Source organism: Salmonella sp. 741265050_HSA, assembly GCF_046569445.1.
GTDB lineage: Bacteria > Pseudomonadota > Gammaproteobacteria > Enterobacterales > Enterobacteriaceae > Salmonella > Salmonella enterica.
In genome coordinates this window covers 21,856-47,438 of sequence record NZ_JBKFSV010000017.1, presented here as the reverse complement: position 1 = coordinate 47,438, position 25,583 = coordinate 21,856, and the positions used below count along the sequence as shown (strand labels likewise).

Below are 25,583 nucleotides of genomic sequence, written 5' to 3'. Positions count from 1 at the left end.
AGGCCGGATAAGGCGAAGCCGCCATCCGGCAAGGCGCGCCGGTCAGCCTGATGGCGCTAACGCTTATCAGGCCTACAATCAAAAGGCGGTCATATGACCGCCTTTTTTATTGCAACAAAGTTGAGACTAACCATGAGCCATAACGACACTATCGTCGCCCAGGCAACCCCACCGGGACGCGGTGGCGTGGGTATCCTGCGTATCTCTGGTCTGAAAGCGCGTGACGTTGCGCAAGAGGTGCTGGGCAAGCTGCCGAAGCCGCGCTATGCCGACTACCTGCCGTTTAAAGACGTTGACGGCAGCGCGCTGGATCAGGGTATTGCGCTGTGGTTCCCCGGCCCGAACTCCTTCACCGGTGAAGATGTGCTGGAGCTACAAGGGCACGGCGGTCCGGTGATCCTGGACCTGCTGTTAAAACGTATCCTGACGCTTCCAGGCGTGCGCATTGCCCGACCGGGCGAGTTCTCCGAGCGAGCGTTCCTCAACGATAAGCTCGATTTAGCCCAGGCGGAAGCCATTGCCGACCTGATCGATGCCAGTTCCGAACAGGCGGCGCGTTCAGCGCTAAACTCGTTACAGGGGGCATTTTCCGCCCGCGTTAACCACCTTGTGGAAGCACTTACTCACCTGCGAATCTACGTCGAAGCGGCTATCGATTTTCCGGATGAGGAGATCGACTTTCTCTCTGACGGCAAAATTGAAGCACAGCTCAATGGCGTCATCGCCGATCTTGACGCCGTGCGCACCGAAGCGCGCCAGGGCAGCCTGCTGCGCGAAGGGATGAAGGTAGTGATTGCCGGACGCCCGAATGCCGGGAAATCCAGCCTGCTGAATGCGCTGGCAGGCCGTGAAGCGGCCATTGTTACCGATATCGCCGGTACCACGCGCGACGTGTTGCGCGAGCATATTCACATCGACGGGATGCCGCTGCATATCATCGATACCGCCGGACTGCGCGACGCCAACGACGAAGTTGAGCGTATCGGCATTGAACGCGCCTGGCAGGAGATTGAACAGGCCGATCGCGTGCTGTTTATGGTGGATGGCACCACGACGGACGCCGTTGACCCTGCCGACATCTGGCCGGACTTTATCGCCCGTCTGCCAAAAAATCTACCGATTACCGTGGTACGTAACAAGGCGGATATCACCGGCGAAACGCTGGGTATTAGTGAAGTAAACGGTCACTCACTGGTTCGCCTCTCGGCGCGTACCGGCGAAGGCGTCGACGTGTTGCGTAACCACCTCAAGCAGAGCATGGGGTTTGATACCAATATGGAAGGCGGCTTCCTGGCCCGCCGCCGTCACCTACAGGCGCTGGCGGAAGCCGCTGAACATCTTGAGCAGGGCAAAGCGCAGCTATTAGGCGCATGGGCGGGGGAACTGCTGGCGGAAGAGTTGCGCCTGGCGCAGCAAAGCTTAAGCGAGATTACTGGCGAGTTTACCTCCGACGACCTGCTGGGACGGATTTTCTCCAGCTTCTGTATCGGTAAATAACGTTGTGTTGCCCGGTGGCGCAATGCTTACCGGGCCTACAGAACCCGTAGGCCGGATAAGGCGTTTACGCCGCCATCCGGCAGCAATGATTTCCCATGAGGAAATCACTGTTGTCCAAATGGCAACTCGTCTCGCGCAACGTCGCCCCGTATTCTTAGCGCCACACTTTTCGTGAGGCCGCTATGAAACGTTTTCTACTGTGTAGTTTTGTCCTGGTTTTACTCTATCCTGCCGGTATTGATATGTATCTGGTCGGTTTACCGCGTATAGCCGCCGATCTAAACGCCAGCGAGGCGCAGTTGCATATCGCCTTCTCCGTTTACCTGGCCGGAATGGCGACGGCCATGCTGTTTGCCGGGAAGATAGCCGACCAGTCAGGCCGCAAGCCGGTCGCGATCGTCGGCGCGCTCGTCTTTATGACGGCCTCACTGCTTTGTTCACGGGCGTCGGAAGGCTCGCTATTTCTGAGTGGACGTTTTCTTCAGGGAGTAGGCGCAGGCGGCTGCTATGTGGTGGCGTTCGCCATTCTGCGCGACACGCTCGACGAGCATCGCCGGGCGAAAGTGCTGTCATTATTGAATGGGATTACCTGTATTGTGCCGGTACTCGCCCCGGTGGTGGGGCATTTGATTATGCTTCGTTTCCCCTGGCAAAGTCTGTTCTATACGATGTCCGCGATGGGCATTATTGTGGGCCTGTTATCACTGTTTATCCTGCGCGAGACGCGCCCGGCAAGGCTGGCTCCACGCGATTTATCACGATCGTCGCCCGCCGCCGAGTCGCTGGTTAACCGTTTTTTCGTCAGTCGACTGGCGATCACCACCCTTAGCGTGTCGGTGATCCTGACCTTCGTCAATGCCTCTCCAGTGCTGCTGATGGAGGTGATGGGATTTAGTCGTGGCGACTATGCCATTACCATGGCGCTCACCGCAGGCGTCAGTATGGTCGTCTCTTTTTCTACCCCTTTTGCGCTTGGGTTATTTAAGCCGCGAACTTTAATGCTCGTCTCACAGGGGCTGTTTTTGACGGCTGGCGTGACGTTAAGCCTTGCTCATACCAATACCGTCACGCTCTTTGGCCTGACGCTTATCTGCGCCGGATTCTCGGTTGGTTTTGGCGTCGCGATGAGCCAGGCGCTGGGGCCGTTTTCGCTGCGCGCCGGAGTGGCCAGTTCCACGCTGGGTATCGCGCAGGTTTGCGGTTCATCACTGTGGATTTGGCTGGCGGCAATACTCGGTATCAGCGCGATGAATATGCTGATCGGGATTCTGATTGGTTGTAGCATAGTGAGTATTCTGCTGATCTTCTCCGTCGCGCCCAACAGGTCCGTAGCCGAGCATGAAGAAATCCCTTACCAATCTCGACCTTAATTTGCTGTTATGCCTACAGTTACTCATGCAGGAACGCAGCGTTACCAAAACCGCCAAACGGATGAACGTCACGCCGTCGGCGGTGAGTAAGTCGCTGTCGAAACTGCGGACCTGGTTTGACGACCCGTTGTTTGTAAACACCCCGCTGGGACTTACGCCGACGCCGTTAATGGTCAGTATGGAGCAGAATCTGGCAGAGTGGATGCAGATGAGCAATCAATTGCTGGATAAGCCGCACCATGAGGCTCCGCGTGGGTTGAAGTTTGATCTGGTGGCTGAAACACCGCTGGTCATGATCATGTTTAACGCCCTCTCCCGGCAGATCTATCAGCGTTATCCTCAGGCGACGATCAAAATACGCAACTGGGACTATGATTCGCTGGATGCGATTATTCGCGGCGAGGTGGATATCGGCTTCACCGGACGCGAAAGCCATCCCCGCTCGCGAGAACTGCTGAGCCTACTGCCGTTGTCGATCGACCATGAAGTGTTATTTTCCGATCTCCCTTGCGTCTGGCTACGTGAAGATCATCCGGCATTGCAGGAAGAGTGGAGTCTGGACACTTTTCTGCGCTACCCGCATATCAGTATTTGCTGGGAGCAAAGCGATACCTGGGCGCTGGATGATGTCCTGCAAGAAATGGGGCGCAAGCGCCATATCGCGTTGAGCCTGCCGGGGTTCGAGCAGTCGCTCTTTATGGCCGCCCAGCCGGATCACACCCTGATAGCAACCGCGCCGCGCTATTGCCAGCACTACAATCAGCTCCACCAGCTACCGTTAGTGGCGCGCCCCCTGCCTTTTGATGCGCAACAGCGGGAAAAGCTGATGGTGCCGTTTACCCTATTATGGCACAAACGTAATAGTCATAATCCCAAGATTGTGTGGCTACGACAGGCTATCAACACGCTCTGCCGTCGCCTTATCTGACCACCTGCGTTGATAAATTAACCTTCCTCTTACCAGAAATGTCACCGTCTGATTAAAGAACCTTCTGAAATTGAATTTTTAGCGCGTAAAACCTGTCCATAATTTACGTTAATGTTACTCTCGTCATTATCACGGCCCATTAATCACGGAGCGAAAAATGGCGACTCACTTTGCCAGAGGGATACTTACGGAGGGACAGTTGGTTTCAATTCGTCTCTCTTCGTCTTGCCATATTGAAGCCAGAAACCTGCCTGCTCACCGACGAACGCGTTTTCTCGCCTCCAGAGGCCTTCTTGCCGAACTGATGTTTATGCTGTACGGAATTAGCGAGCTGCCGGAAATCATTATTCAGGCGAAAGGTAAACCCGCGTTTCGTGACAAAAATCTGCCAGGCTTTTCTATCTCCTATGCCGGAAATATGGTTGGCGTGGCGTTGACCACCGAAGGAGAGTGCGGGCTGGATATGGAATTACAGCGCACCTCCCGCGGCTTTCACCATTCACATTCGCTCGAACGCCAGCCTTTCTCCCGTAATGAAAACTTATGGGTAGCCAATCAAAACGATCCCAACGAAGCGCGAGCGCAACTCATTACATTGCGCCAGAGCGTGTTAAAACTCACCGGCGATGTCATGAATGACGATCCGCGGGAGCTGCAACTTTTACCCGTTGCCGGACGCCTGAAGTGCGCGCATGTCACGCAGCTTGAAGCCGTGTGCGATGCGGAAGATGTGCTGGTATGGTCCGTAACCGTTACGCCAGCGATAGAAAAATTAAAAGTGTGGGAGTTCGATGGCAAATTGGGCTGGAAAAGCCTGCCCGATATCCAGACGCGCGCCAATGAGCCAACCGGTCGTCTGATGCGATTCGCCCAACTCCCCGCCGCCAAATCGTATACGCTTAATCGTTCATAATGAAAAAAGGGGCACGTATGTCTGAAACGCTGAATGTGGTTACATTGCTGGGAAGTTTACGCAAAGGTTCCTTTAACGGGATGGTGGCGCGTACGCTGCCTAAAGTCGCGCCGGCAGGAATGACGGTATCGCCGCTGCCTTCGATCGGGGATATTCCGCTGTATGACGCCGATATCCAGCAGGAAGAGGGATTTCCAGCCAGCGTAGAGGCGCTGGCGGAGCAGATTCGCAACGCCGACGGCGTCGTCATTGTGACGCCGGAATATAACTATTCCGTTCCCGGCGGCCTGAAGAATGCCATCGACTGGCTATCCCGTCTGCCTGAGCAGCCGCTGGCGGGTAAGCCCGTTCTTATCCAGACCAGTTCAATGGGGGCGATTGGCGGCGCGCGCTGCCAGTATCATCTGCGCCAGATTCTGGTGTTCCTTGATGCGATGGTGATGAATAAACCGGAGTTTATGGGCGGCGTGATTCAGAATAAAGTCGACCCGCAGACTGGAGAAGTGGTGGATCAGGGAACGTTAGATCATTTGACCGGTCAGCTGACCGCATTTGGTGAGTTTATTCAGCGCGTTAAAGCGTAAGCTCGTTAAAAACCCTCACCCCGATGGGGCGAGGGTTCATTTCATCAGTGTGCGTCAATAAACACAATCTTCAGCACGAATAACAGCGCGACAATCACTACGCACGGGCTAAGGTCGCGCAGGCGACCGGTACCGATTTTCATCACGCAGTAAGAGATAAAGCCCAGCGCGATACCTTCGGTGATCGAGAAGCTAAACGGCATCATTACCGCCGTAATAAACGCCGGGACCGATTCGGTTAAATCCTGCCAGTTTACCCGCGCCAGGCTGGAGGTCATCAGCACGCCGACGTAAATCAGCGCGCCCGCCGCCGCGTAAGGCGGCACCATGCCCGCCAGCGGCGACAGGAAGATAACCAGCAGGAACAAAATACCGACCACCACCGCCGTCAAACCGGTGCGACCGCCCACCGAAACGCCGGAAGAGGATTCAATATAAGCAGTCACAGAAGACGTTCCGACAAATGCGCCAGTGACGGAAGAGATACTATCAACAAACAGCGCCTGCTTCATGCGCGGGAATTTGCCTTTCGCATCCGCCAGGCCGGCTTTATCGGTCACGCCAATCAGCGTACCGGAGGAGTCAAACAAGTTTACCAACATGAAGGAGAAAATAACCCCCGCCAGGCCAAGATTGAACGAGCCTGCCAAATCGACATGCCCTACCACGCTGGTGACGCTTGGCGGCGCGGAGACAATGCCGTTGTAGTGCACATCGCCCATCATCCAGCCAAGCAGCGTCGTGACGATGATGGACACCAGCACCGCCGCATGAATGTTGCGCGAAGCGAGAATCGCAATAATAAAGAATCCGAGAACCCCCAGCAGCACGCTGTGCGAGGTCAGGTTGCCGATGCTGACCAGCGTTTCCGGGTTAGCGACGATCACGCCGGCGTTTTTCAGCCCCATCATGCCGATAAACAGGCCGATGCCGCTGGTGATGCCCACGCGCAGGCTGACCGGAATGTTGGCGATCATCCAGTAACGCACGCGGAAGATAGTCAGCAATAAAAGACCAACAGCGCCCCAGAAAATGGCGCCCATGCCTACCTGCCACGGCAGTCCCATTGCCTGCACAACCACGAAGGCAAAGAACGCATTCAGCCCCATCGCTGGCGCCAGCGCCACCGGCAGGTTAGCGAACAGGCCCATCAGAATACTGCCAAAGGCCGCAATCAGACAGGTGGTCACAAAGACGGCGCTGGTGTCCATGCCAGCTACGCCCAGAATTTGCGGGTTAACAAAAACGATATAAACCATCGTCAGGAAAGTGGTAAAACCGGCGATCACTTCGGTTCGTGCCGTCGTGCCATGTTCGCGCAGTTTAAACACGCGTTCCAGCATACCCTGACCAGAAGCCTGGGTGGTGTGTTGTTGACTCATTATCAATTTCCGGAGAAAGGAGGGAAAATTCGCCGTTATCCTATACCAAAATGCGACACCTGGCGCAGTTGTGTGGTAATTTTTTTCACTCAATTTGTTAGTACGGCAACGATTGCGTCCCCTCATTCAGCATTACGTAAACGTTAAACTTGTTAAAATGGAAATGACATGTCCCAAATCGAAGCGGTGTTTTTTGACTGTGACGGCACGCTGGTCGACAGTGAAGTAATTTGCTCGCGCGCCTATGTCACTATGTTCCGGCAGTTCGGCATTACGCTTGAGCTCACGGAAGTATTCAGACGCTTTAAAGGCGTAAAGCTCTACGAAATTATCGATACCATCAGTAAAGAGCATGGCGTTGCGCTGGCAAAAGCGGAGCTGGAGCCGGTGTACCGCGCCGAGGTTGCACGTCTGTTCGATACCGAACTGGAAGCGATCGCGGGCGCAAATACCCTGCTGGAGAGCATTAAGACGCCTATGTGCGTGGTATCCAACGGACCGGTCAGTAAGATGCAGCATTCGCTGGGTAAACTGGGCATGTTGCATTATTTTCCCGATTTGCTGTTTAGCGGTTACGATATTCAACGCTGGAAGCCCGATCCGGCGCTGATGCTCCATGCGGCGAACGCCATGAAGGTCAATGTTGAGAGGTGTATTCTGGTGGATGATTCCAGCGCAGGCGCGCAGTCAGGAATTGCGGCGGGAATGGAAGTGTTTTATTTCTGCGCCGATCCGCATAACAAGCCGATCGATCACCCTAACGTGACGACGTTTACCGATTTGGCGCAGTTGCCGGGATTGTGGAAAGCGCGCGGGTGGGAGATTACGCGTTAACTGAAATGCCGGATGGCGCTAACGCTTATCCGGCCTACAGCATCTGTACCTGTAGGCCCGGTAAGCGCAGCGCCACCGGGCAAAAGGATGAGATTTACTCTTTCGGATCTTTCCCCGCCAGCAGCTTATCCAGCTCATCGCCGCCGACGTGACGGAAATCCTGCCCCTTCACAAAGTAGAAGATGTATTCGCAGATATTCTGGCAACGGTCACCGATACGCTCGATAGAGCGCGCGCAGAACAGCGCGGTCAGCACGCTGGGAATCGTGCGCGAGTCTTCCATCATGTAGGTCATCAGCTGACGCACGATACCTTCGTACTCCTGGTCAACTTTCTTGTCTTCACGGTAGATACGCACCGCTTCGTCGAGATCCATGCGCGCGAACGCATCCAGCACGTCGTGCAGCATCTGCACGGTGTGGCGACCCAGTGACTCCAGACTGACCAGCAGCGGCTGGTGCTGCTGGGAGAATTTCTCCAGCGCGGTACGGCAGATTTTATCCGCCACGTCGCCAATGCGCTCCAGTTCGGCGATGGTTTTGATAATCGCCATTACCAGACGCAGATCGCTCGCCGTCGGCTGGCGCTTGGCGATAATACGCACACAGGCTTCATCGATGGCGACTTCCATCATATTAACCTGATGATCGCCTTCTACCACGCGCTTCGCCAGCTCGCTGTCCTGGTTGTGCATGGCGGTGATAGCGTCAGAAAGCTGCTGCTCCACCATGCCGCCCATGGTCATTACCTGAGTGCGGATGCTTTCCAGTTCGGCGTTGAACTGGCCGGAAATATGTTTATTAAGGTTCAGACTGTCCATTACGCACTCCTGAATTAACCGTAACGACCGGTGATATAGTCTTCTGTTTGTTTCTTCGCGGGCTTGGTGAACAGATCGTCCGTGTTGCTGAACTCAATCAACTCGCCCAGGTACATAAACGCCGTATGATCGGAGCAACGTGCCGCCTGCTGCATGTTGTGGGTCACGATCACCACGGTGTAATCCTGTTTCAGCTCGGTGATCAGCTCTTCAATACGCCCGGTAGAGATCGGGTCCAGAGCTGAACATGGCTCATCCAGCAGCAACACTTCCGGGCGAATGGCGATACCGCGCGCAATGCACAGACGCTGCTGCTGACCACCGGAGAGAGAGTACCCGCTCTGGTGCAATTTATCTTTGGTTTCGTTCCATAATGCGGCTTTGGTCAACGCCCACTGCACGCGCTCGTCCATATCAGCGCGAGACAGCTTCTCAAACAGACGCACGCCAAAGGCGATATTGTCATAGATGGACATCGGGAACGGCGTCGGCTTCTGGAATACCATCCCCACTTTTGCGCGCAGCAGCGCGATATCCTGGGTGTTGGTGAGAATATTGTCGCCATCCAGCAGAATTTCACCTTCCGCGCGCTGCTCCGGATAAAGCGAATACATTTTATTGAAGGTACGCAGTAGCGTTGATTTACCGCAGCCGGATGGCCCGATAAATGCCGTTACCTGATTCTTCGCGATATCCAGATTAATGTTCTTCAGGGCATGGAATTTGCCGTAGTAGAAGTTCAAATCACGAACCTGAATCTTACTCGGGGCAGTTTCAACCATACTCATTTCACTCTTTTCCTCATCCAGCGCCGCATCCGCCACGCCGTAAAATAATGCCTGATGGCGCTACGCTTATCAGGCCTACAATGTCTTTAACCGTGTTTTTTCTTCGCGAAAACAACACGCGCCAGAATATTCAGCAGCAGTACGCACAGGGTAATAATCAGCACGCCCGCCCAGGCTAATTGTTGCCATTCGGCAAATGGGCTCATCGCGAATTTAAAGATGGTCACCGGCAGGTTGGCGATCGGCTGCATCATGTCGGTGCTCCAGAACTGGTTCGAGAGCGCGGTAAACAACAATGGCGCCGTTTCGCCGGCGATACGCGCAATAGCCAGCAGGATACCGGTCATAATCCCGGAGATAGAGGCTTTCAGCGTAATCGCGGAGATCATCTTCCACTTCGGCGTACCCAGCGCATAGGCGGCTTCACGCAGGCTATCCGGCACCAGCTTGAGCATGTTTTCAGTGGTACGGATAACGATCGGTACCTGCAACAGCGCCAGCGCAATCACCCCTGCCCAACCGGAGAAGTGCTGCATCTGCGCCACCACGATGGTGTAAACAAACAGCCCCACAACAATTGACGGCGCGGAAAGCAGAATGTCGTTAATAAAGCGAATGATTTCCGCCAGCCAGGATTTACGGCCATATTCCGCCAGATAGATCCCGGCCATAATCCCCAGCGGCGTACCCAATACGGTAGCCCAGAGAATCAATAATCCACTCCCCGCCAGGGCGTTCGCCAGCCCGCCGCCCGCCGTGTTCGGCGGCGGCGTCATTTCGGTAAACAGCGCCAGCGACATCCCGTCGATACCACGGGTGATAGTGGACATCAAAATCCAGATCAGCCAGAACAGGCCAAATGCCATCGTCGCCATTGATAGCGTTAGTGCGATACGGTTCTTCATGCGGCGACGCGCCTGCATCTTGCGACGGGATTCCGCGAGCTGCGCGGTGTTCTGCATATCAAGCGTAGCCATTAACGTGCTCCCTCGTTCTTCGCCAGACGCATAATCATGAACTTAGACGCTGCCAGGACGATAAAGGTGATCACAAACAGGATCAGTCCCAGTTCCATCAACGCTGCCACGTGCAGACCCGATTCCGCCTCAGCGAATTCGTTCGCCAGCGCGGAAGTGATGCTGTTGCCCGGCATATACAGCGACGCGCTGTCGAGCTGGTAGGTATTGCCGATGATAAAAGTGACCGCCATCGTTTCACCCAGAGCACGGCCCAGCCCCAGCATAATGCCGCCGATCACGCCATTTTTGGTGAACGGTAGCACGATGCGCCAGATAACTTCCCAGGTAGTACAGCCGATACCGTAAGCGGACTCTTTCATCATTACCGGCGTTTGCTCGAAGACGTCGCGCATAACCGCCGCAATGTAGGGGATGATCATGATGGCGAGGATGACGCCCGCCGCCAGAATGCCGATACCAAATGCCGGGCCGGAGAACAGCGCGCCGACAAACGGAATGTTGGAAAGAATATTGCCTACCGGCTCCTGGAAGTACGTCGCAAACAGCGGCGCGAAGATAAACAGCCCCCACATGCCGTACACGATACTGGGGATCGCCGCCAGCAGCTCAATGGCGATGCCGAGCGGACGCTTTAGCCAGCCTGGCGCCAGCTCGGTTAAAAACAGGGCAATGCCGAAACTGACCGGAACGGCGATCAGCAGTGCGATAAAGGAGGTCACCAGCGTGCCGTAAATGGGCACCAGCGCGCCGTAGATATCGTTTGGCGCGTCCCATTCCTTAGTCCAAAGAAATGAGAAACCAAATTTCTGAATACTTGGCCAGGAGGAGATGATCAATGAGACGATAATACCGCCCAACATCAATAGCACAATCAGCGCAGCCAGTTTTACCAGCGCGCTGAAAATCATGTCGCCTTTTTTACCCGGCGGGTTAAAAGCAGGCTTGGTTGCAGCCATAAATTACTCTTTCCATTAAACGCGTTTTACGACGTTGCCCCTGCCGGATGGCGCTACGCTTATCCGGCCTACAACGTGGGCCTGAGGTCGAAACCGTAGGGCGGATAAGCGTAGCGCCATCCGCCAATTCGTTAATTAATACAGCGCCTTACCGTTGCTGTCTTTTATGCTGGTCTTCCAGGCGGTACGAACCTGCTCAACAACGTTATCCGGCAGGCTGGCGTAGTCCAGATCATTCGCCTGCTTAGCGCCATTTTTGTAGGCCCAGTCGAAGAACTTCAGCACTTCAGCACCCTGCTCAGGTTTCTTCTGCGCTTTGTGGACCAGGATAAAGGTGGTGGAGGTGATTGGCCACACATCGTCACCTTTCTGGTTGGTCAGATCCTGCGCGAAGGTTTTGCTCCAGTCAGCGCCTTTCGCCGCATTAGAGAAGCTCTCTTCCGTCGGGCTTACCGGTTTGCCGTCGGCAGAAACCAGTTTGGTGTAGGCCAGGTTGTTCTGCTTGGCATACGCATACTCAACGTAGCCAATAGCGCCTGGCAGACGCTGTACAAATGCCGCGATGCCGTCGTTACCTTTACCGCCCAGGCCGGTTGGCCAGTTCACGGTAGAACCCGCGCCCACTTTCGATTTCCACTCGTCGTTGACTTTCGCCAGGTAACTGGTGAACACGAAGGAAGTACCGGAACCGTCAGCGCGACGCACCACAGCGATGTTCTGAGAAGGCAGCTTCACGCCTGGGTTCAGTTTGGTGATGGCTTCATCATCCCACTTTTTGATTTTACCGAGGTAGATGTCACCCAGTGTTTTACCATCCAGCACCAGTTCGCCGGATTTGAGGCCTGGAATATTCACCGCCAGCACCACGCCGCCGATCACCGTCGGGAACTGGAACAGGCCTTCCTGATTCAGTTTTTCGTCAGACAGCGGCGCATCGGAAGCGCCAAAATCAACGGTATTCGCGGTGATTTGTTTCACGCCGCCGGAAGAGCCTATCCCCTGGTAATTGACTTTGTTACCGGTTTCTTTCTGGTAGGTATCCGCCCATTTGGCATACACCGGCGCAGGAAACGTTGCACCGGCACCTGTCAGGCTTGCTGCTGCAAAGGCAGAGAACGCGCTCATCGATAAGGTCGCGGCGACAACAGTTGCGACAGTGGTACGCATAACTTTCATAATGTCTCCTGCACGGTTTCGGTAAATCGTTGTTTGAGTTGCTACGATGAGCAAAATAGGACAAATTGATGACAGTTATATGTCTTGATTATGACGGTTTGATGACAATGGAAATAAAAAAAGCTGGCCCGGGGAGACACCAGACCAGCCTGCAGGAGGAGATGAATTAGACTGTTTGCGCAACCGCAGACGGTTTCAACAGCGCGTACATCAGGCCGCAGACAATCGTGCCCAGGGCAATCGAGAGCAGATATTGCATCACATGTTCTACCGCATGTGGGATCGCCAGGACAAAGAGGCCGCCGTGTGGCGCCATCAGTGTACAACCGAAATACATGGATAGTCCCCCGGCGATTGCGCCACCGACCATCGTGGAAGGGATGACGCGCATCGGGTCACGCGCGGCGAAGGGAATCGCCCCTTCAGAGATAAAGCACAGCCCCAGGATAAAAGATGCATTACCCGCTTCATGCTCAGCGGCATTGAATTTCGCTCTGGCCGCCCAGGTTGCGACGCCCATTCCTAATGCCGGTACCATCCCTGCCGCCATAATGGCCGCCATTGGCATATAAGAATGAGAAGCCAGTAAACCGACGCCGAAGGTATACGCAGCTTTATTCACCGGCCCACCAAGGTCAAAACCTTGCATTGCGCCCAGCAACATTCCCAGCAAAATAGCATTCGTAGAGGTCATATTCCCCAGGAACGTCGTCAGCCCTTCCATCACCGCAGAAACGGGGCCACCCACCACGTAAATCATGATTAGGCCGGTAATCAGCGTAGACAGTAGCGGCAGAACCAGTACCGGCTTAAGCGCTTCCATTGACGCTGGCAGCTTAATATTTTGCGCCAGAAACCGTACGCTGTAACCGGCCAGAAAACCGGCCACAATCCCTCCCAGGAAACCAGCGCCGCACAGGCTGGCCAACATCCCGCCGATAAGCCCCGGGGCCAGGCCCGGACGATCGGCAATTGAGAAGGCAATAAACCCAGCCAGTACCGGCACCATCAGCGCAAAGGCCGCCTTACCACCAATTTGAAATAGCGCAGCCGCCAGCGTGCCCGGCTCGTTGAAGGCCTGGATACCGAAGACAAAAGAGAGCGCGATACATAACCCTCCCGCCACCACCAAAGGAAGCATATGGGATACGCCGGTCATTAAATGCTTATAAACGCCGGGTAGCTCTGTTTTACCAGCTGAAGAAGAGCGCCCGGCACTCCCCTGATAGACCTCGGCGCTATTGAAAGCATTATCCATTTCCTGCGCACTTTTTTTTAGCGCCGCGCCGGTACTGGTGCGATAGAGTCTTTTGCCAACAAAGCCTGACAGATCCAGCTCAATATCCGCCGCGATAATCACCACATCCGCCTGCGCTATCTCTTCCGCGGTCAGCGTGTTCTTCGCCCCGACGGAACCGCGGGTTTCAACCTTGATCCAGTCACCACGCTTGCGGGCTTCAATTTCCAGCGCTTCGGCAGCCATAAAGGTATGGGCGACGCCCGTCGGACAGGCCGTCACAGCAACAATTTTTTTAGTCATAGTAGGGTACCCTGTTCTTTTAATTTAAAGAAAAAGCGGGAAAAAATGTTACAGACGTGACCAGGCCGCGGCTTTCTGGAACAGCGCGTCATCCGGGCGAATCCCGGTATAAAGGACAAATTGCTCCACGGCCTGAATAGCAAACACTTCGGAACCGGTAATCACGGTTTTACCGCGTTCACGGGCGTAGCGGATCAGCGGTGTGACGGGCGGTAGCGCCACCACATCAAAGATAACGCTCGCCTTATCCACTTCCTGTTCGGAATAAGAGAGTTTGTCGGCATCATTACCGCCAGCCATTCCGATAGGCGTGGCGTTAATTAACAAATCGGCTTCAATACCGTCGGTATCCGGGCGCCATTCATAGCCATAGAGTTCGGCCAGTTGTTTACCTGACGCTTCATCAATCGCGACAATATAACCACGGGTAAACCCCGCATCCTTCAGCGCGCAGGCCACCGCCTTTGCCATACCACCGCTGCCACGCAAAGCAAACACCAGGTCGGGAGAGACCTTGTAATTCGCCAGCAAGCGAGCTATTGCAATGTAATCAGTGTTGTACGCCTTCAGATGGCCATTGGTATTCACAATGGTATTAACTGAGTGAATGGCCTGAGCGGAAGCATCCAGTTCATCCACCAGCGGAATGCAGGCTTCCTTAAATGGCATAGAGATCGCGCACCCACGTATCCCCAGCCCGCGCACGCCGCTAATGGCCTGCGTAAGATCGGTCGGCGAAAAAGCTTTGTAGAGATAATTGAGATCCAGCGCTTCGTACAGATAGTTGTGAAAGCGTGTACCGAAGTTACTCGGGCGTGCCGCCAGGGACATGCAGACCTGAGTGTCTTTATTAATGCGCTTTGTCATGATGAATCCTCATAGAAGTTGCGATAGAGAAAATCATCGGCTAAAAAGGGGATATTAAAAATTGCTCATTCCCGTTCGGGAAATTTCACCTTTTATGACAACCCGGCACACTGAACAAAAATACTTAAAGCTACTCCAGCACTATGGCGACAAGCCTGTTAGCGTGACGCTACAGGAGCTGGCGGATGTGTTGTTCTGCACCCGGCGGCATATGCGTAATCTGTTGCTTCAGATGCAGGAGGCAAAGTGGCTCATCTGGCAATCACAGGCCGGACGTGGGCATCGCGCCCGGCTTCACCTGCGCTATAAACCAGAACAGCTGTTAAGCGAAAAGGCGGAGCAGTTACTGGAGTCTGGTCATGTTGATCAGGCCATTCAACTGCTGGGTAAAAATAAGCACCAGGTGGCGCAACTGCTGCGCTCAAAACTGGGCTATAGCGTGCGGGCAGACTATCAGCGGCTGTGCATCCCCTATTACCGGACAATGCCGTCGCTGTGCCCCGGCATACCGTTGCGTCGCTCTGAGCAGCATCTGGTTAGGCAGATTTTTAGCGGCCTGACGCGCATAAATGAGGAAAAAGGTGAAGTCGAAGCCGATCTTGCCCACCACTGGCGGCAGATTGATCCACTGCGCTGGCGTTTTTATCTGCGCCCCGCCGTCCTCTGGCATGATGGTCAGGAGCTGACGATCGACGCGGTTATCGCTTCACTGAACCGCAGCGCTAAGCTGCCGTTGTTCTCGCACTTGCAGACTATTCAGGCCACCGGGCCACTGAGTCTTGAAATTACGCTGGCGCACCCGGATAACCGACTGCCGCTGCTGCTCAGCCATATTGATGCCATGATCCTACCGCCTGACCATACACAACGCGCTGATTTCCCGGCACATCCTGTAGGGACTGGCCCTTATGAGGTGGTGGAAAACAATGGCTTTCATCTGCAAATGAAGGCCTTTGACCACTATTTCGGTCTGCGCGGGCTGCTGGATGAAGTGGAGGTCTTTATCTGGCCGAATTTAACGGAGACAGACAACCTGGCGGAATCGCTGTCGGATAACGACACGGCAGCCTGGCTCAGTTCCAGCCTGAGCGATGAGGATTACGTTTCCGGACGGCTTAGCCAGGTATCAGGCAAACCTTCTGACAACCTGCGCGAGATGTTTCTTGAGCGTGGAGGATATTTTTTATTATGCGACAGCCGCTCCCCGCACTGGCATACCGCCGAACATCGCCGCTGGCTGCGGGAAACACTCAGCCCTTACGCCATACTCCAGCATCTGAGTGAGGCAATTCGCCCCTTCTGGGTACCGGGCGGCAGCCTGCTGTCCTCCTGGTTTCATACTATTGAGGCGGGCCCGGCCTGTTCACCTTTTATCTCGTCGTCGCCCTACGCGAAACTGCGTCTGGCCTATCACGATCAGCACCCTGAATTTCCAATGCTCCTGGATATTATGCAAGAGATCATGCGCCAGCAGGGCATTTTACTTGAGGGTGTTGCACTGAATTATGATGACTGGGCGAATGGCAAAGCCAATGTGGATCTCTGGCTGGGGACAGTCAATTTCCCCATTCCCGAAGAGTGGAACGTCGGTACATGGCTACTGGGCTCCCCTTTACTGCGCCACGCCATCAGTGGTGGGGATGATGCGCTGCTGGCCCAATGGGAAACCCAGTGGCATGCCGAAACCATCAGCGCGGAACAACTGGTCAGGGAAACCACCCGTTCAGGCTGGCTACAACCGCTTTTTCACCACTGGATGCGACTCAAAAGCCCCGACCGGGCCAGGGGGATCCACCTGAATAACCTGGGGTGGTTTGATTTCCGATCCACCTGGATTGAGCCAGGGCCTTAAAGAAGAGAATGTGACCGGGTGCCCGTAGCGCAGGCAGGCGTAGCACCTCTTAGTCGCTCTTCAGCCACCATAGAGAAAGAACAGCGCCTGTCACAGCGCACAAAAAAAGGCCGTCTGTCGACGGCCTTCTGCCTGGTACTACATTTGACTTACTCTACCGTCACCGATTTCGCCAGGTTACGCGGCTGGTCAACGTCGGTGCCTTTAATCAGCGCCACGTGATACGCCAGCAGTTGCAGCGGAACGGTGTAGAAGATAGGCGCGATCACTTCTTCCACATGCGGCATCTCAATGATGTGCATGTTGTCGCTGCTCACAAAACCCGCATCCTGATCGGCGAAGACGTACAACTGACCGCCACGCGCGCGAACTTCTTCGATGTTGGATTTCAGTTTCTCCAGCAGTTCGTTGTTCGGCGCCACCACAATCACCGGCATATCGGCGTCAATCAGCGCCAACGGCCCGTGTTTCAGCTCGCCTGCAGCATAGGCTTCCGCGTGAATGTAAGAGATCTCTTTCAGCTTCAGCGCGCCTTCGAGCGCAATCGGATATTGATCGCCACGCCCCAGGAACAGCGCATGGTGTTTGTCAGAGAAATCTTCCGCCAGGGCTTCGATACGTTTGTCCTGCGACAGCATCTGCTCAATACGGCTCGGCAGCGCCTGTAGGCCATGCACGATATCATGCTCAATGGACGCATCCAGACCTTTCAGACGCGCCAGTTTCGCCACCAGCATCAACAGCACGGTTAACTGGGTGGTAAAGGCTTTGGTAGATGCTACGCCAATTTCCGTACCCGCGTTGGTCATCAGCGCCAGATCGGATTCACGCACCAGCGAAGATCCCGGCACGTTACAAATTGCCAGAGAGCCCAAATATCCCAGCTCTTTCGACAGACGCAGGCCAGCCAGGGTATCTGCGGTTTCGCCAGACTGTGACAGGGTGATCATCAAGCTGTTACGGCGCACGGCAGATTTGCGATAGCGGAATTCAGAGGCGATTTCAACGTCGCACGGAATACCTGCCAGCGATTCAAACCAGTAACGGGAAACCATACCGGAGTTGTAAGACGTACCGCAGGCGAGGATCTGAATATGCTCAACCTTCGACAGCAGTTCATCGGCGTTCGGTCCCAGCTCGCTTAAATCCACCTGACCGTGGCTGATGCGCCCGGTAAGGGTGTTTTTAATCGCGTTCGGCTGTTCGTAGATCTCTTTCTGCATGTAGTGGCGGTAAATACCTTTATCGCCCGCGTCATATTGCAGATTGGATTCGATATCCTGACGTTTTACTTCCGCGCCGGTGTTATCGAAGATATTTACCGAACGGCGAGTGATTTCAGCGATATCGCCCTCTTCAAGGAAGATAAAGCGACGAGTCACTGGCAACAGCGCCAGCTGGTCAGAAGCGATAAAGTTTTCGCCCATACCCAAGCCAATCACCAGCGGGCTACCAGAACGTGCAGCCAGTAGGGTATCCGGGTGACGGGTATCCATGATTACCGTACCATATGCGCCACGCAGTTGCGGGATAGCACGCAGAACAGCCTCACGCAGAGTACCGCCCTGTTTCAGTTCCCAGTTTACCAGGTGTGCAATCACTTCGGTGTCGGTTTCAGAAACGAAGGTATAGCCACGCGCTTTTAACGCTTCACGCAGCGATTCATGGTTTTCGATGATGCCGTTATGCACCACCACAATGTGTTCAGAAACATGCGGATGCGCGTTAGCTTCTGAAGGTTCACCGTGCGTCGCCCAGCGAGTGTGAGCAATACCGGTGCCGCCATGCAGAGGATGTTCTTCCGCTGCCTGAGCCAGCATCTGGACTTTACCGAGGCGACGCAGGCGGGTCATATGACCTTCTGCATCAACCACGGCCAGACCGGCAGAGTCATATCCGCGGTATTCCAGACGACGTAAACCTTCGAGAAGGATTTCAGCTACATCACGCTGCGCGATAGCGCCAACAATTCCACACATAGTTTTATTTCCTGATTATGGCATTACGCCATGCGTTGTCGCTGACCTGTATGCCCGTCGTTGCGGGCGCCCCGAGCCTTGTAGAGAGTGGGGTTATTTTTATAAGTACTGCTCATGGAGCGGAGGATTATTTTATCCTCTCATCTCCGGTCTGCCGGATGGCGCTGACGCTTATCCGGCCTACAAAATCACTTTTTCTTCACCGGACGCTGCCAGCCTTGCTTATGCACCTGCGGCACGCGGCTTAATACCAGCTCATTGTCGGCTACATTACGGGTGACGGTAGTCCCTGCGGCGATGGTAGCCCCTTTACCAACAGTAACCGGCGCCACCAGTTGGGTATCGGAGCCGACAAACACATCGTCGCCAATAACCGTTTTGAATTTGTTCGCGCCATCATAGTTACAGGTGATGGTCCCCGCGCCGATATTCACGTTGTCGCCAATTTCCGCATCGCCCAGATAGGTCAGATGACCGGCTTTAGAACCTTTACCCAGACGCACTTTTTTCATCTCAACAAAATTGCCGACGTGAGCGCCCGCTAACAGCTCCGCGCCTGGACGCAGGCGAGCAAACGGACCGATGGTGCAGGCCGCTTCCAGATGCGCATCTTCCACCACGCTGTATGGGCTAATTTCGCAGTCATCGCCAATAACGCTGTTTTTAATAATGCAGCCCGCGCCGATCTTCACGCGGTGACCGAGCGTCACGTTACCTTCGATGATAACGTTAGCGTCAATTTCAACATCCATTCCACAATGAAGGGTGCCGCGGAGATCAAAACGTGCCGGATCGCGCAACATAACGCCGGATAACAGCAGTTTCTCCGCCTGTTCGGCCTGGTAAATACGCTCCAGACGAGAAAGCTGTAGACGGTTATTCACGCCGTCCGTTTCGCTGATGCGAGCCGGATGCACCGCGGCGATTTCCCGTCCTTCCTGATAAGCCAGCGCAATGATATCAGTGATGTAATATTCACCCTGCGCATTATTGTTAGTCAGCTTAGACAACCAGCGTTTCAGGTCCGCGCCGTTGGCGATCAGAATACCGGTGTTAATTTCCTGGATCTGACGCTGTTCATCAGTGGCGTCTTTATGTTCAACGATGCCGGTCACTTTACCGTTTTCACGCGTAATACGGCCATAGCCGCTCGGATCGTCCAGCTTCACGGTTAATAACCCAATACCACCCTGCGGTTTGGCATCGCGCAGGCGCTGTAAGGTTTCAACCGAAATCAGCGGCACGTCGCCGTAAAGCATTAAAATATCTTCATCGTCGCTAAAGAAGGGCGCGGCCTGCTGCATTGCGTGACCTGTTCCCAACTGTTCCGCCTGAAGCACCCAGTTCAGCTTGTCATCTTTCAGGGTCTGTTTTAACAACTCGCCACCGTGGCCATAGACCAGATGAACCTGTGCGGCCCCTAATTTAGTAGCTGCATCAATGACATGCTGCACCATGGGTTTACCCGCCAGCGTGTGCAGCACTTTAGGAATATCGGAATACATGCGCGTGCCTTTACCTGCGGCAAGGATCACTACGCTCATAGCACTATTTAACATACGCGTCCTGACTGTAATTTGAGAACGAATTTATACTGTTTCACGTTGAAAATACTACATTTTTTTCATCGTAAAATGGAAGAAGGATAAAACGCTCACCGGGATAAAATCCCCGCCTGCTAATGAATCATTTTCGTTCATTACCGCGCCTCTTGTCTCCTGAAAAGTAAAAACACCCGCGTATTGGCAACGTAGTCCGATGTTTTTGCTGTTTTTTTACTCCATAAATAAAGAAGATAACGAAATAAAGCGCAGGGGAGTCAGAAAAGCAAAAACCAGCGACAGAGGCCGCTGGTTTTCCGTTGCGCGTATTTTTTACTTAATTACGCGACATAAAAATCCGCAAAATATACCAGAACATGGTCGCGATAGAAGCAAACAGATGTAATGCCGCGCCAGCAGGGCGATCGGTAGGGTAATGGTGAATAATGTTAGAAGTGTCGTAAAGTATAAACCCGGCGCACAGCAGTACCATTAGCGCAGAAAACCAGACGCCCAGCGAAAAGCCGCAGATGACGCTGGCAATAATCGCGCCAAAAGCAATGAACCCAGCCATAGTCAGAAACGAGCGCAGAAAAGAAAAGTCTTTTTTTATGGAAAAAGCGGTAAACGTCAGGCCGCCGACCAGCAACAGAGTCGTTATTGCCGCCGCGCCAATACTCGACGGGTTAATATACGCCGCCACCGTTAACAGGGGGGCAAAAATCAGGGATTCTGCCAACACATAAATCCCCAGCCCGATAAGTTGCGTTTGATTATTCCCCGCATTATCCGCCAGACGGGTCGCCAGCATTCCCACCAGCATAAAAGCGCCGAGAACAACCAACCAGCTATATCTTCCACCAGCCAGCAGCACATCAAGCGCATACTCCCCGACCCCTATAAAACTCCACGCCGCGCTCAATACGATAAAACCGACGATGGCGCCGGCGAGATGAAGATAAGCGCGACGAATAAAGGTAGTACGATCAATCCTTGAGTCGGGTTGTGGACCCGCAAAGGATGGCTGAAATGACATAGTAATAATCCCTCATTTTATGCAATAAAAACGCATCCATTCCTTCCTTCTTCGCACAATGTGCAGATGCCAATGACAGAAAGAAGGATTTAATGAAAACAGAGCTGTCGCTGAAAACGCGTCGCCTTCAGCCGCTTGTTTTTGTAGTTGCTAGTTTATCGAATAAAAATTGAGAGGATAAAAAAAAACCAGTCCGCAATCAGACTGGTTTTATGCTTTCAAGCCGGTGTTACATCGCTTTTTTGGTCAACTCGATAACGCGCAGTTTAGCGATCGCTTTGGCCAGTTCCGCAGACGCCTGAGCGTAATCCACGTCACCGTGCGAGCTCTTAATGTGCTCTTCGGCTTTACGCTTCGCTTCCAGGGCTCGCGCTTCGTCGAGATCCTGACCGCGAATCGCGGTATCCGCCAGAACGGTCACGCTGCCAGGCTGCACTTCCAGAATGCCGCCGGACAGATAGATAAACTCTTCATGACCGTGCTGCTTAACGATGCGAATCATACCAGGCTTAATGGCGGTGAGCAGCGGCGCGTGCCCCGGGTAAATCCCCAGTTCGCCTTCGCTACCCGTAACCTGGATTTTCTCGACCAGACCGGAGAACATTTGTTGCTCCGCGCTGACGACATCCAGGTGGTAAGTCATTGCCATATCACCCTCCGATTAAGGCGTTAAAGTTTTTTGGCTTTTTCCACGGCTTCGTCGATGGAACCGACCATGTAGAACGCCTGCTCCGGCAGGTGATCGTATTCGCCTTCCATGATGCCTTTAAAGCCACGGATGGTGTCTTTCAGGGAGACGTATTTGCCCGGAGAACCGGTAAATACTTCCGCCACGAAGAACGGCTGGGACAGGAAGCGCTGAATTTTACGCGCGCGTGCTACCACCAGTTTATCTTCTTCAGACAGTTCGTCCATACCGAGGATGGCGATGATGTCTTTCAGTTCCTGATAACGCTGCAGGATGGACTGAACGCCACGCGCGGTGTCGTAGTGTTCCTGACCAACAACCAGCGGATCCAGCTGACGGCTGGTGGAGTCCAGCGGGTCAACGGCCGGGTAGATACCCAGGGATGCGATCTGACGGCTCAGTACCACGGTTGCATCTAAGTGCGCAAAGGTGGTGGCTGGAGACGGGTCAGTCAAGTCATCCGCCGGTACGTATACCGCCTGTACGGAGGTGATAGAACCGGTTTTGGTGGAGGTGATACGTTCCTGCAGAACGCCCATCTCTTCCGCCAGAGTCGGCTGGTAACCTACTGCGGAAGGCATACGGCCCAGCAGTGCGGATACTTCCGTACCGGCCAGGGTGTAACGATAGATGTTATCGACGAACAGCAGTACGTCACGACCTTCGTCACGGAATTTCTCCGCCATGGTCAGACCGGTCAATGCAACGCGCAGACGGTTTCCCGGCGGCTCGTTCATCTGGCCATACACCAGGGATACTTTATCGATAACGTTGGAGTCGGTCATTTCGTGGTAGAAGTCGTTACCCTCACGAGTACGTTCCCCTACGCCCGCAAACACAGAGTAACCGGAGTGCTCGATCGCGATGTTACGGATAAGCTCCATCATGTTTACGGTTTTACCTACACCCGCACCACCGAACAGACCGACTTTACCGCCCTTCGCGAACGGACACATCAGGTCGATAACTTTGATACCGGTTTCCAGCAGTTCCTGAGAGTTTGACAACTCTTCGTAGGAAGGTGCTGCGCGGTGAATCGCCCAACGCTCTTCTTCGCCGATCTCGCCTTTCATGTCGACCGGTTCGCCCAGGACGTTCATGATACGACCCAGCGTGGCTTTACCTACCGGGACTTCGATCGGGTGTTCGAGATCTTTTACATCCAGACCGCGACGCAGACCGTCAGAAGACCCCATCGCGATGGTACGCACGATACCGCCGCCAAGCTGCTGCTGAACTTCCAGCACCAGCTTCTCATTACCATTCTGCACCTCAAGGGCATCGTACACGCGTGGTACGGCATCCTGAGGGAACTCGACGTCGACCACGGCGCCGATTACCTGGACAATCTTTCCAGTAGCCATCTTAAATCCTCTACGAAATAACCTGGTTAAACCGCGGCGGCCCCCGAGACGATCTCGGTGAGTTCCTGAGTAATGCTGGCCTGACGAGCTTTGTTGTATACCAACTGCAGCTCTTTAATCAGGCTGCCGCCATTATCGGTTGCGGCTTTCATCGCCACCATTCGTGCGGCCTGCTCGCTGGCCAGGTTTTCTACCACGCCCTGATAAACCTGAGACTCCACATAACGACGCAGGAGAGTATCCAGCAGCGCTTTCGGGTCTGGTTCATACAGGTAATCCCAGGCTTTACGCTTCAGATCATCATCTTCTGACGCCGGCAGCGGCAGCAGTTGAGTGATCGTCGGCACCTGAGACATGGTGTTAATAAATTTGTTGCTGACAATGTAAAGCTTGTCCAGACGGCCTTCGTCGTAGGCCTGCAACATCACTTTAACCGGACCGATCAGTTCGGACAGAGAAGGGTTATCCCCCATACCTGTCACCTGAGCGACAACGTTGCCGCCTACGGAATTAAAGAATGACACGCCCTTAGAGCCGATCATTGCGAGTTCGCACTGAACGCCTTTATCGGACCATGCCTTCATATCCGCCAGCAGCTTTTTGAACAGGTTAATGTTCAAGCCACCGCACAAACCACGGTCGGTCGACACTACCAGGTAGCCCACGCGTTTAACGTCGCGCTCTTCCAGGTAGGGGTGCTTATATTCCAGATTACCGTTCGCAAGGTGACCAATCACTTTGCGCATGGTCTCTGCATAAGGACGGCTGGCCGCCATGCGATCCTGCGATTTACGCATTTTGGAAGCGGCGACCATCTCCATCGCTTTAGTGATCTTTTGCGTGTTCTGGACGCTTGCGATCTTACTACGTATCTCTTTTGCGCCGGCCATGAGCTTCTCCTCAATGCCTTACGGCCTGCCCTAAGGCAAGCCGCCAGACGTTACCAGGACTGGGTTGCTTTGAAGGAATCGAGGATGCCTTTCAGCTTGCCTTCGATTTCGTCGTTATAGCCACCGGACTGGTTGATCTCTTGCATCAGCGGAGCGTGATCACGGTCGACGTAAGCCAGCAGTGCGGCTTCGAAGCTACCGATTTTCGCCAGTTCGACATCCGCCAGATAACCACGTTCTGCTGCGAACAGAACCAGAGACTGCTGCGCGACGGACATCGGCGCATACTGTTTCTGTTTCAGCAGTTCGGTCACTTTCTGACCGTGGTCAAGCTGTTTACGGGTGGCATCGTCAAGGTCGGATGCAAACTGAGAGAACGCCGCCAGTTCACGATACTGCGCCAGCGCGGTACGAATACCACCGGACAGTTTTTTCATGATCTTGGTCTGGGCTGCGCCACCTACACGGGATACCGAGATACCCGGGTTAACCGCAGGACGAATACCGGCGTTAAACAGGTTAGATTCCAGGAAGATCTGACCATCGGTAATGGAAATTACGTTGGTCGGAACGAACGCGGAAACGTCACCTGCCTGCGTTTCGATAATCGGCAGCGCGGTCAGAGAGCCGGTTTTCCCTTTCACTTCACCTTTGGTGAAGGCTTCGACGTAGTCGGCGTTAACACGCGCAGCACGCTCCAGCAGACGAGAGTGGAGGTAGAATACGTCGCCCGGGAATGCTTCACGTCCTGGCGGACGACGGAGCAGCAGGGAGATCTGACGGTAAGCAACAGCCTGTTTAGACAGGTCATCGTAAATGATCAGCGCATCTTCACCGCGGTCGCGGAAGTATTCGCCCATTGCGCAACCGGCATACGGCGCCAGATATTGCAGAGCAGCGGATTCGGACGCGGTTGCCACCACTACAATGGTGTTAGCCAGCGCGCCGTGTTCTTCCAGTTTACGCACCACGTTAGAGATGGTGGACGCTTTCTGGCCGATAGCGACATAGATACATTTGATGCCGGAGTCGCGCTGGTTGATGATGGCGTCGATAGCCAGCGCGGTTTTACCGGTCTGACGGTCACCGATGATCAGTTCACGCTGACCACGACCGATTGGGATCATGGAGTCAACGGCTTTATAACCGGTCTGCACCGGCTGATCGACAGACTGACGATCGATAACGCCCGGCGCAATCGCTTCAACGGCAGAGAAGCCGTCATTATCAACCGGACCTTTACCGTCGATTGGCGCACCCAGGGTGTTTACCACACGTCCCAGCAGGCCGCGGCCAACCGGAACTTCCAGGATACGCCCCGTACATTTAACCTTCATGCCTTCGGCAAGGTCAGCGTATGGACCCATGACTACCGCACCCACGGAGTCGCGCTCCAGGTTCAGTGCGATAGCGTAACGGTTACCCGGCAGGGAGATCATTTCACCCTGCATACAATCGGCCAGGCCGTGAATGCGGATAACACCGTCACTGACAGAAACAATAGTACCTTCGTTGTGAGCTTCGCTCACCACATTGAACTGAGCAATGCGCTGCTTGATCAGTTCGCTGATTTCGGTGGAATTCAGTTGCATGCTCCA

22 protein-coding genes are annotated in these 25,583 nt (G+C 54.2%); 7 read left to right on the top strand and 15 right to left on the bottom strand.

Translation table 11 applies throughout. The features are described 5' to 3' along the window. Nucleotides 1–132 precede the first annotated feature (132 nt). From mnmE to ACLD4F_RS19615, 5 genes are all read left to right on the top strand, one after another. The gene (gene mnmE / locus ACLD4F_RS19635; protein WP_023218439.1) at nt 133–1,497 is read left to right on the top strand and encodes a tRNA uridine-5-carboxymethylaminomethyl(34) synthesis GTPase MnmE; all 1,365 of its coding nucleotides are present in this window, start codon (nt 133–135) and stop codon (nt 1,495–1,497) included. 182 nt (nt 1,498–1,679) lie between these two features. Further along, on the top strand, nt 1,680–2,867 hold the full coding sequence (locus ACLD4F_RS19630) for an MFS transporter (protein WP_079944852.1): 1,188 nt from the start codon (nt 1,680–1,682) through the stop codon (nt 2,865–2,867). Next, nucleotides 2,836–3,795 carry an HTH-type transcriptional regulator YidZ gene (yidZ, locus tag ACLD4F_RS19625; RefSeq protein WP_079944698.1) on the top strand — a complete coding sequence of 320 codons (960 nt, stop codon included), beginning with the start codon at nt 2,836–2,838 and terminating at the stop codon, nt 3,793–3,795. The genes ACLD4F_RS19630 and yidZ overlap by 32 nt, the downstream gene beginning before the upstream one ends. 157 nt (nt 3,796–3,952) lie before the next feature. Beyond that, nucleotides 3,953–4,708, top strand: a complete 756-nt coding sequence (locus ACLD4F_RS19620; protein WP_411010996.1) for a 4'-phosphopantetheinyl transferase family protein — start codon at nt 3,953–3,955, stop codon at nt 4,706–4,708. Then, a complete protein-coding gene (locus tag ACLD4F_RS19615) occupies nt 4,708–5,292 on the top strand; it encodes an NADPH-dependent FMN reductase (RefSeq protein WP_001527038.1) in 585 nt (194 codons plus the stop codon). The genes ACLD4F_RS19620 and ACLD4F_RS19615 overlap by 1 nt, the downstream gene beginning before the upstream one ends. A 44-nt stretch (nt 5,293–5,336) precedes the next feature. On the opposite strand, the gene adeP is transcribed toward ACLD4F_RS19615, so the two are convergent. Next, nucleotides 5,337–6,674 carry an adenine permease AdeP gene (gene adeP, locus ACLD4F_RS19610; RefSeq protein WP_001521829.1) on the bottom strand — a complete coding sequence of 446 codons (1,338 nt, stop codon included), beginning with the start codon at nt 6,672–6,674 and terminating at the stop codon, nt 5,337–5,339. Nucleotides 6,675–6,842: 168 nt separating this feature from the next. Here adeP and yieH point away from each other — a divergent pair, with 168 nt between their 5' ends. Continuing rightward, a complete protein-coding gene (gene yieH, locus ACLD4F_RS19605) occupies nt 6,843–7,508 on the top strand; it encodes a 6-phosphogluconate phosphatase (protein ID WP_079944697.1) in 666 nt (221 codons plus the stop codon). Between the two features lie 94 nt (nt 7,509–7,602). Here yieH and phoU read toward each other — a convergent pair whose 3' ends face one another. From phoU to ACLD4F_RS19570, 7 genes are all read right to left on the bottom strand, one after another. Further along, nucleotides 7,603–8,328: a phosphate signaling complex protein PhoU gene (gene phoU / locus ACLD4F_RS19600; RefSeq protein ID WP_000377800.1), complete on the bottom strand. Its 726-nt coding sequence runs from the start codon at nt 8,326–8,328 to the stop codon at nt 7,603–7,605. Between the two features lie 14 nt (nt 8,329–8,342). Continuing rightward, a complete protein-coding gene (pstB, locus tag ACLD4F_RS19595) occupies nt 8,343–9,116 on the bottom strand; it encodes a phosphate ABC transporter ATP-binding protein PstB (RefSeq protein ID WP_000063118.1) in 774 nt (257 codons plus the stop codon). Nucleotides 9,117–9,202: 86 nt separating this feature from the next. After that, nucleotides 9,203–10,093, bottom strand: coding sequence for a phosphate ABC transporter permease PstA (gene pstA / locus ACLD4F_RS19590; RefSeq protein ID WP_000212197.1), 891 nt, complete (start codon nt 10,091–10,093; stop codon nt 9,203–9,205). Further along, nucleotides 10,093–11,052: a phosphate ABC transporter permease PstC gene (pstC, locus tag ACLD4F_RS19585; RefSeq protein ID WP_000741630.1), complete on the bottom strand. Its 960-nt coding sequence runs from the start codon at nt 11,050–11,052 to the stop codon at nt 10,093–10,095. The genes pstA and pstC overlap by 1 nt, the downstream gene beginning before the upstream one ends. Before the next feature lie 135 nt (nt 11,053–11,187). Then, on the bottom strand, nt 11,188–12,228 hold the full coding sequence (pstS, locus tag ACLD4F_RS19580) for a phosphate ABC transporter substrate-binding protein PstS (protein ID WP_000867131.1): 1,041 nt from the start codon (nt 12,226–12,228) through the stop codon (nt 11,188–11,190). 166 nt (nt 12,229–12,394) lie between these two features. Further along, entirely contained in the window at nt 12,395–13,768 is a 1,374-nt protein-coding gene (locus ACLD4F_RS19575) for a fructose-specific PTS transporter subunit EIIC (RefSeq protein WP_000162545.1), read from the bottom strand. A 48-nt stretch (nt 13,769–13,816) separates the two neighbouring features. Further along, nucleotides 13,817–14,635: a shikimate 5-dehydrogenase gene (locus tag ACLD4F_RS19570; protein ID WP_000166709.1), complete on the bottom strand. Its 819-nt coding sequence runs from the start codon at nt 14,633–14,635 to the stop codon at nt 13,817–13,819. A gap of 94 nt (nt 14,636–14,729) precedes the next feature. Here ACLD4F_RS19570 and ACLD4F_RS19565 point away from each other — a divergent pair, with 94 nt between their 5' ends. Then, complete coding sequence (locus ACLD4F_RS19565) at nt 14,730–16,487, top strand: SgrR family transcriptional regulator (RefSeq protein ID WP_411010995.1); 1,758 nt, start codon at nt 14,730–14,732, stop codon at nt 16,485–16,487. A 149-nt stretch (nt 16,488–16,636) separates the two neighbouring features. On the opposite strand, the gene glmS is transcribed toward ACLD4F_RS19565, so the two are convergent. The 7 genes from glmS to atpA form a co-directional block, all read right to left on the bottom strand. Beyond that, nucleotides 16,637–18,466: a glutamine--fructose-6-phosphate transaminase (isomerizing) gene (gene glmS, locus ACLD4F_RS19560; protein WP_172496485.1), complete on the bottom strand. Its 1,830-nt coding sequence runs from the start codon at nt 18,464–18,466 to the stop codon at nt 16,637–16,639. A 188-nt stretch (nt 18,467–18,654) separates the two neighbouring features. After that, nucleotides 18,655–20,025, bottom strand: a complete 1,371-nt coding sequence (gene glmU, locus ACLD4F_RS19555) for a bifunctional UDP-N-acetylglucosamine diphosphorylase/glucosamine-1-phosphate N-acetyltransferase GlmU (protein WP_411010994.1) — start codon at nt 20,023–20,025, stop codon at nt 18,655–18,657. Nucleotides 20,026–20,344: 319 nt separating this feature from the next. After that, nucleotides 20,345–21,043 (bottom strand): Bax inhibitor-1 family protein, encoded by a 699-nt coding sequence (locus tag ACLD4F_RS19550; protein WP_000009900.1) that lies wholly within the window; start codon nt 21,041–21,043, stop codon nt 20,345–20,347. A 229-nt stretch (nt 21,044–21,272) separates the two neighbouring features. After that, nucleotides 21,273–21,692: a F0F1 ATP synthase subunit epsilon gene (locus ACLD4F_RS19545; protein WP_001251971.1), complete on the bottom strand. Its 420-nt coding sequence runs from the start codon at nt 21,690–21,692 to the stop codon at nt 21,273–21,275. A 20-nt stretch (nt 21,693–21,712) separates the two neighbouring features. Further along, complete coding sequence (gene atpD / locus ACLD4F_RS19540; protein ID WP_000190499.1) at nt 21,713–23,095, bottom strand: F0F1 ATP synthase subunit beta; 1,383 nt, start codon at nt 23,093–23,095, stop codon at nt 21,713–21,715. Nucleotides 23,096–23,121: 26 nt separating this feature from the next. Next, a complete protein-coding gene (gene atpG / locus ACLD4F_RS19535; RefSeq protein WP_000896506.1) occupies nt 23,122–23,985 on the bottom strand; it encodes a F0F1 ATP synthase subunit gamma in 864 nt (287 codons plus the stop codon). 50 nt (nt 23,986–24,035) lie between these two features. Next, on the bottom strand, nt 24,036–25,577 hold the full coding sequence (atpA, locus tag ACLD4F_RS19530) for a F0F1 ATP synthase subunit alpha (protein ID WP_001176751.1): 1,542 nt from the start codon (nt 25,575–25,577) through the stop codon (nt 24,036–24,038). Nucleotides 25,578–25,583: the final 6 nt, after the last annotated feature.

Bases quoted from the DNA above. Each gene is read 5' to 3' on its own strand.
- mnmE (WP_023218439.1), top strand. From the start codon at position 133: ATGAGCCATAACGACACTATCGTCGCCCAGGCAACCCCACCGGGACGC.
- ACLD4F_RS19630 (WP_079944852.1), top strand. From the start codon at position 1,680: ATGAAACGTTTTCTACTGTGTAGTTTTGTCCTGGTTTTACTCTATCCT.
- yidZ (WP_079944698.1), top strand. From the start codon at position 2,836: ATGAAGAAATCCCTTACCAATCTCGACCTTAATTTGCTGTTATGCCTA.
- ACLD4F_RS19620 (WP_411010996.1), top strand. From the start codon at position 3,953: ATGGCGACTCACTTTGCCAGAGGGATACTTACGGAGGGACAGTTGGTT.
- ACLD4F_RS19615 (WP_001527038.1), top strand. From the start codon at position 4,708: ATGAAAAAAGGGGCACGTATGTCTGAAACGCTGAATGTGGTTACATTG.
- adeP (WP_001521829.1), bottom strand. From the start codon at position 6,674: ATGAGTCAACAACACACCACCCAGGCTTCTGGTCAGGGTATGCTGGAA.
- yieH (WP_079944697.1), top strand. From the start codon at position 6,843: ATGTCCCAAATCGAAGCGGTGTTTTTTGACTGTGACGGCACGCTGGTC.
- phoU (WP_000377800.1), bottom strand. From the start codon at position 8,328: ATGGACAGTCTGAACCTTAATAAACATATTTCCGGCCAGTTCAACGCC.
- pstB (WP_000063118.1), bottom strand. From the start codon at position 9,116: ATGAGTATGGTTGAAACTGCCCCGAGTAAGATTCAGGTTCGTGATTTG.
- pstA (WP_000212197.1), bottom strand. From the start codon at position 10,093: ATGGCTACGCTTGATATGCAGAACACCGCGCAGCTCGCGGAATCCCGT.
- pstC (WP_000741630.1), bottom strand. From the start codon at position 11,052: ATGGCTGCAACCAAGCCTGCTTTTAACCCGCCGGGTAAAAAAGGCGAC.
- pstS (WP_000867131.1), bottom strand. From the start codon at position 12,228: ATGAAAGTTATGCGTACCACTGTCGCAACTGTTGTCGCCGCGACCTTA.
- ACLD4F_RS19575 (WP_000162545.1), bottom strand. From the start codon at position 13,768: ATGACTAAAAAAATTGTTGCTGTGACGGCCTGTCCGACGGGCGTCGCC.
- ACLD4F_RS19570 (WP_000166709.1), bottom strand. From the start codon at position 14,635: ATGACAAAGCGCATTAATAAAGACACTCAGGTCTGCATGTCCCTGGCG.
- ACLD4F_RS19565 (WP_411010995.1), top strand. From the start codon at position 14,730: ATGACAACCCGGCACACTGAACAAAAATACTTAAAGCTACTCCAGCAC.
- glmS (WP_172496485.1), bottom strand. From the start codon at position 18,466: ATGTGTGGAATTGTTGGCGCTATCGCGCAGCGTGATGTAGCTGAAATC.
- glmU (WP_411010994.1), bottom strand. From the start codon at position 20,025: ATGTTAAATAGTGCTATGAGCGTAGTGATCCTTGCCGCAGGTAAAGGC.
- ACLD4F_RS19550 (WP_000009900.1), bottom strand. From the start codon at position 21,043: ATGTCATTTCAGCCATCCTTTGCGGGTCCACAACCCGACTCAAGGATT.
- ACLD4F_RS19545 (WP_001251971.1), bottom strand. From the start codon at position 21,692: ATGGCAATGACTTACCACCTGGATGTCGTCAGCGCGGAGCAACAAATG.
- atpD (WP_000190499.1), bottom strand. From the start codon at position 23,095: ATGGCTACTGGAAAGATTGTCCAGGTAATCGGCGCCGTGGTCGACGTC.
- atpG (WP_000896506.1), bottom strand. From the start codon at position 23,985: ATGGCCGGCGCAAAAGAGATACGTAGTAAGATCGCAAGCGTCCAGAAC.
- atpA (WP_001176751.1), bottom strand. From the start codon at position 25,577: ATGCAACTGAATTCCACCGAAATCAGCGAACTGATCAAGCAGCGCATT.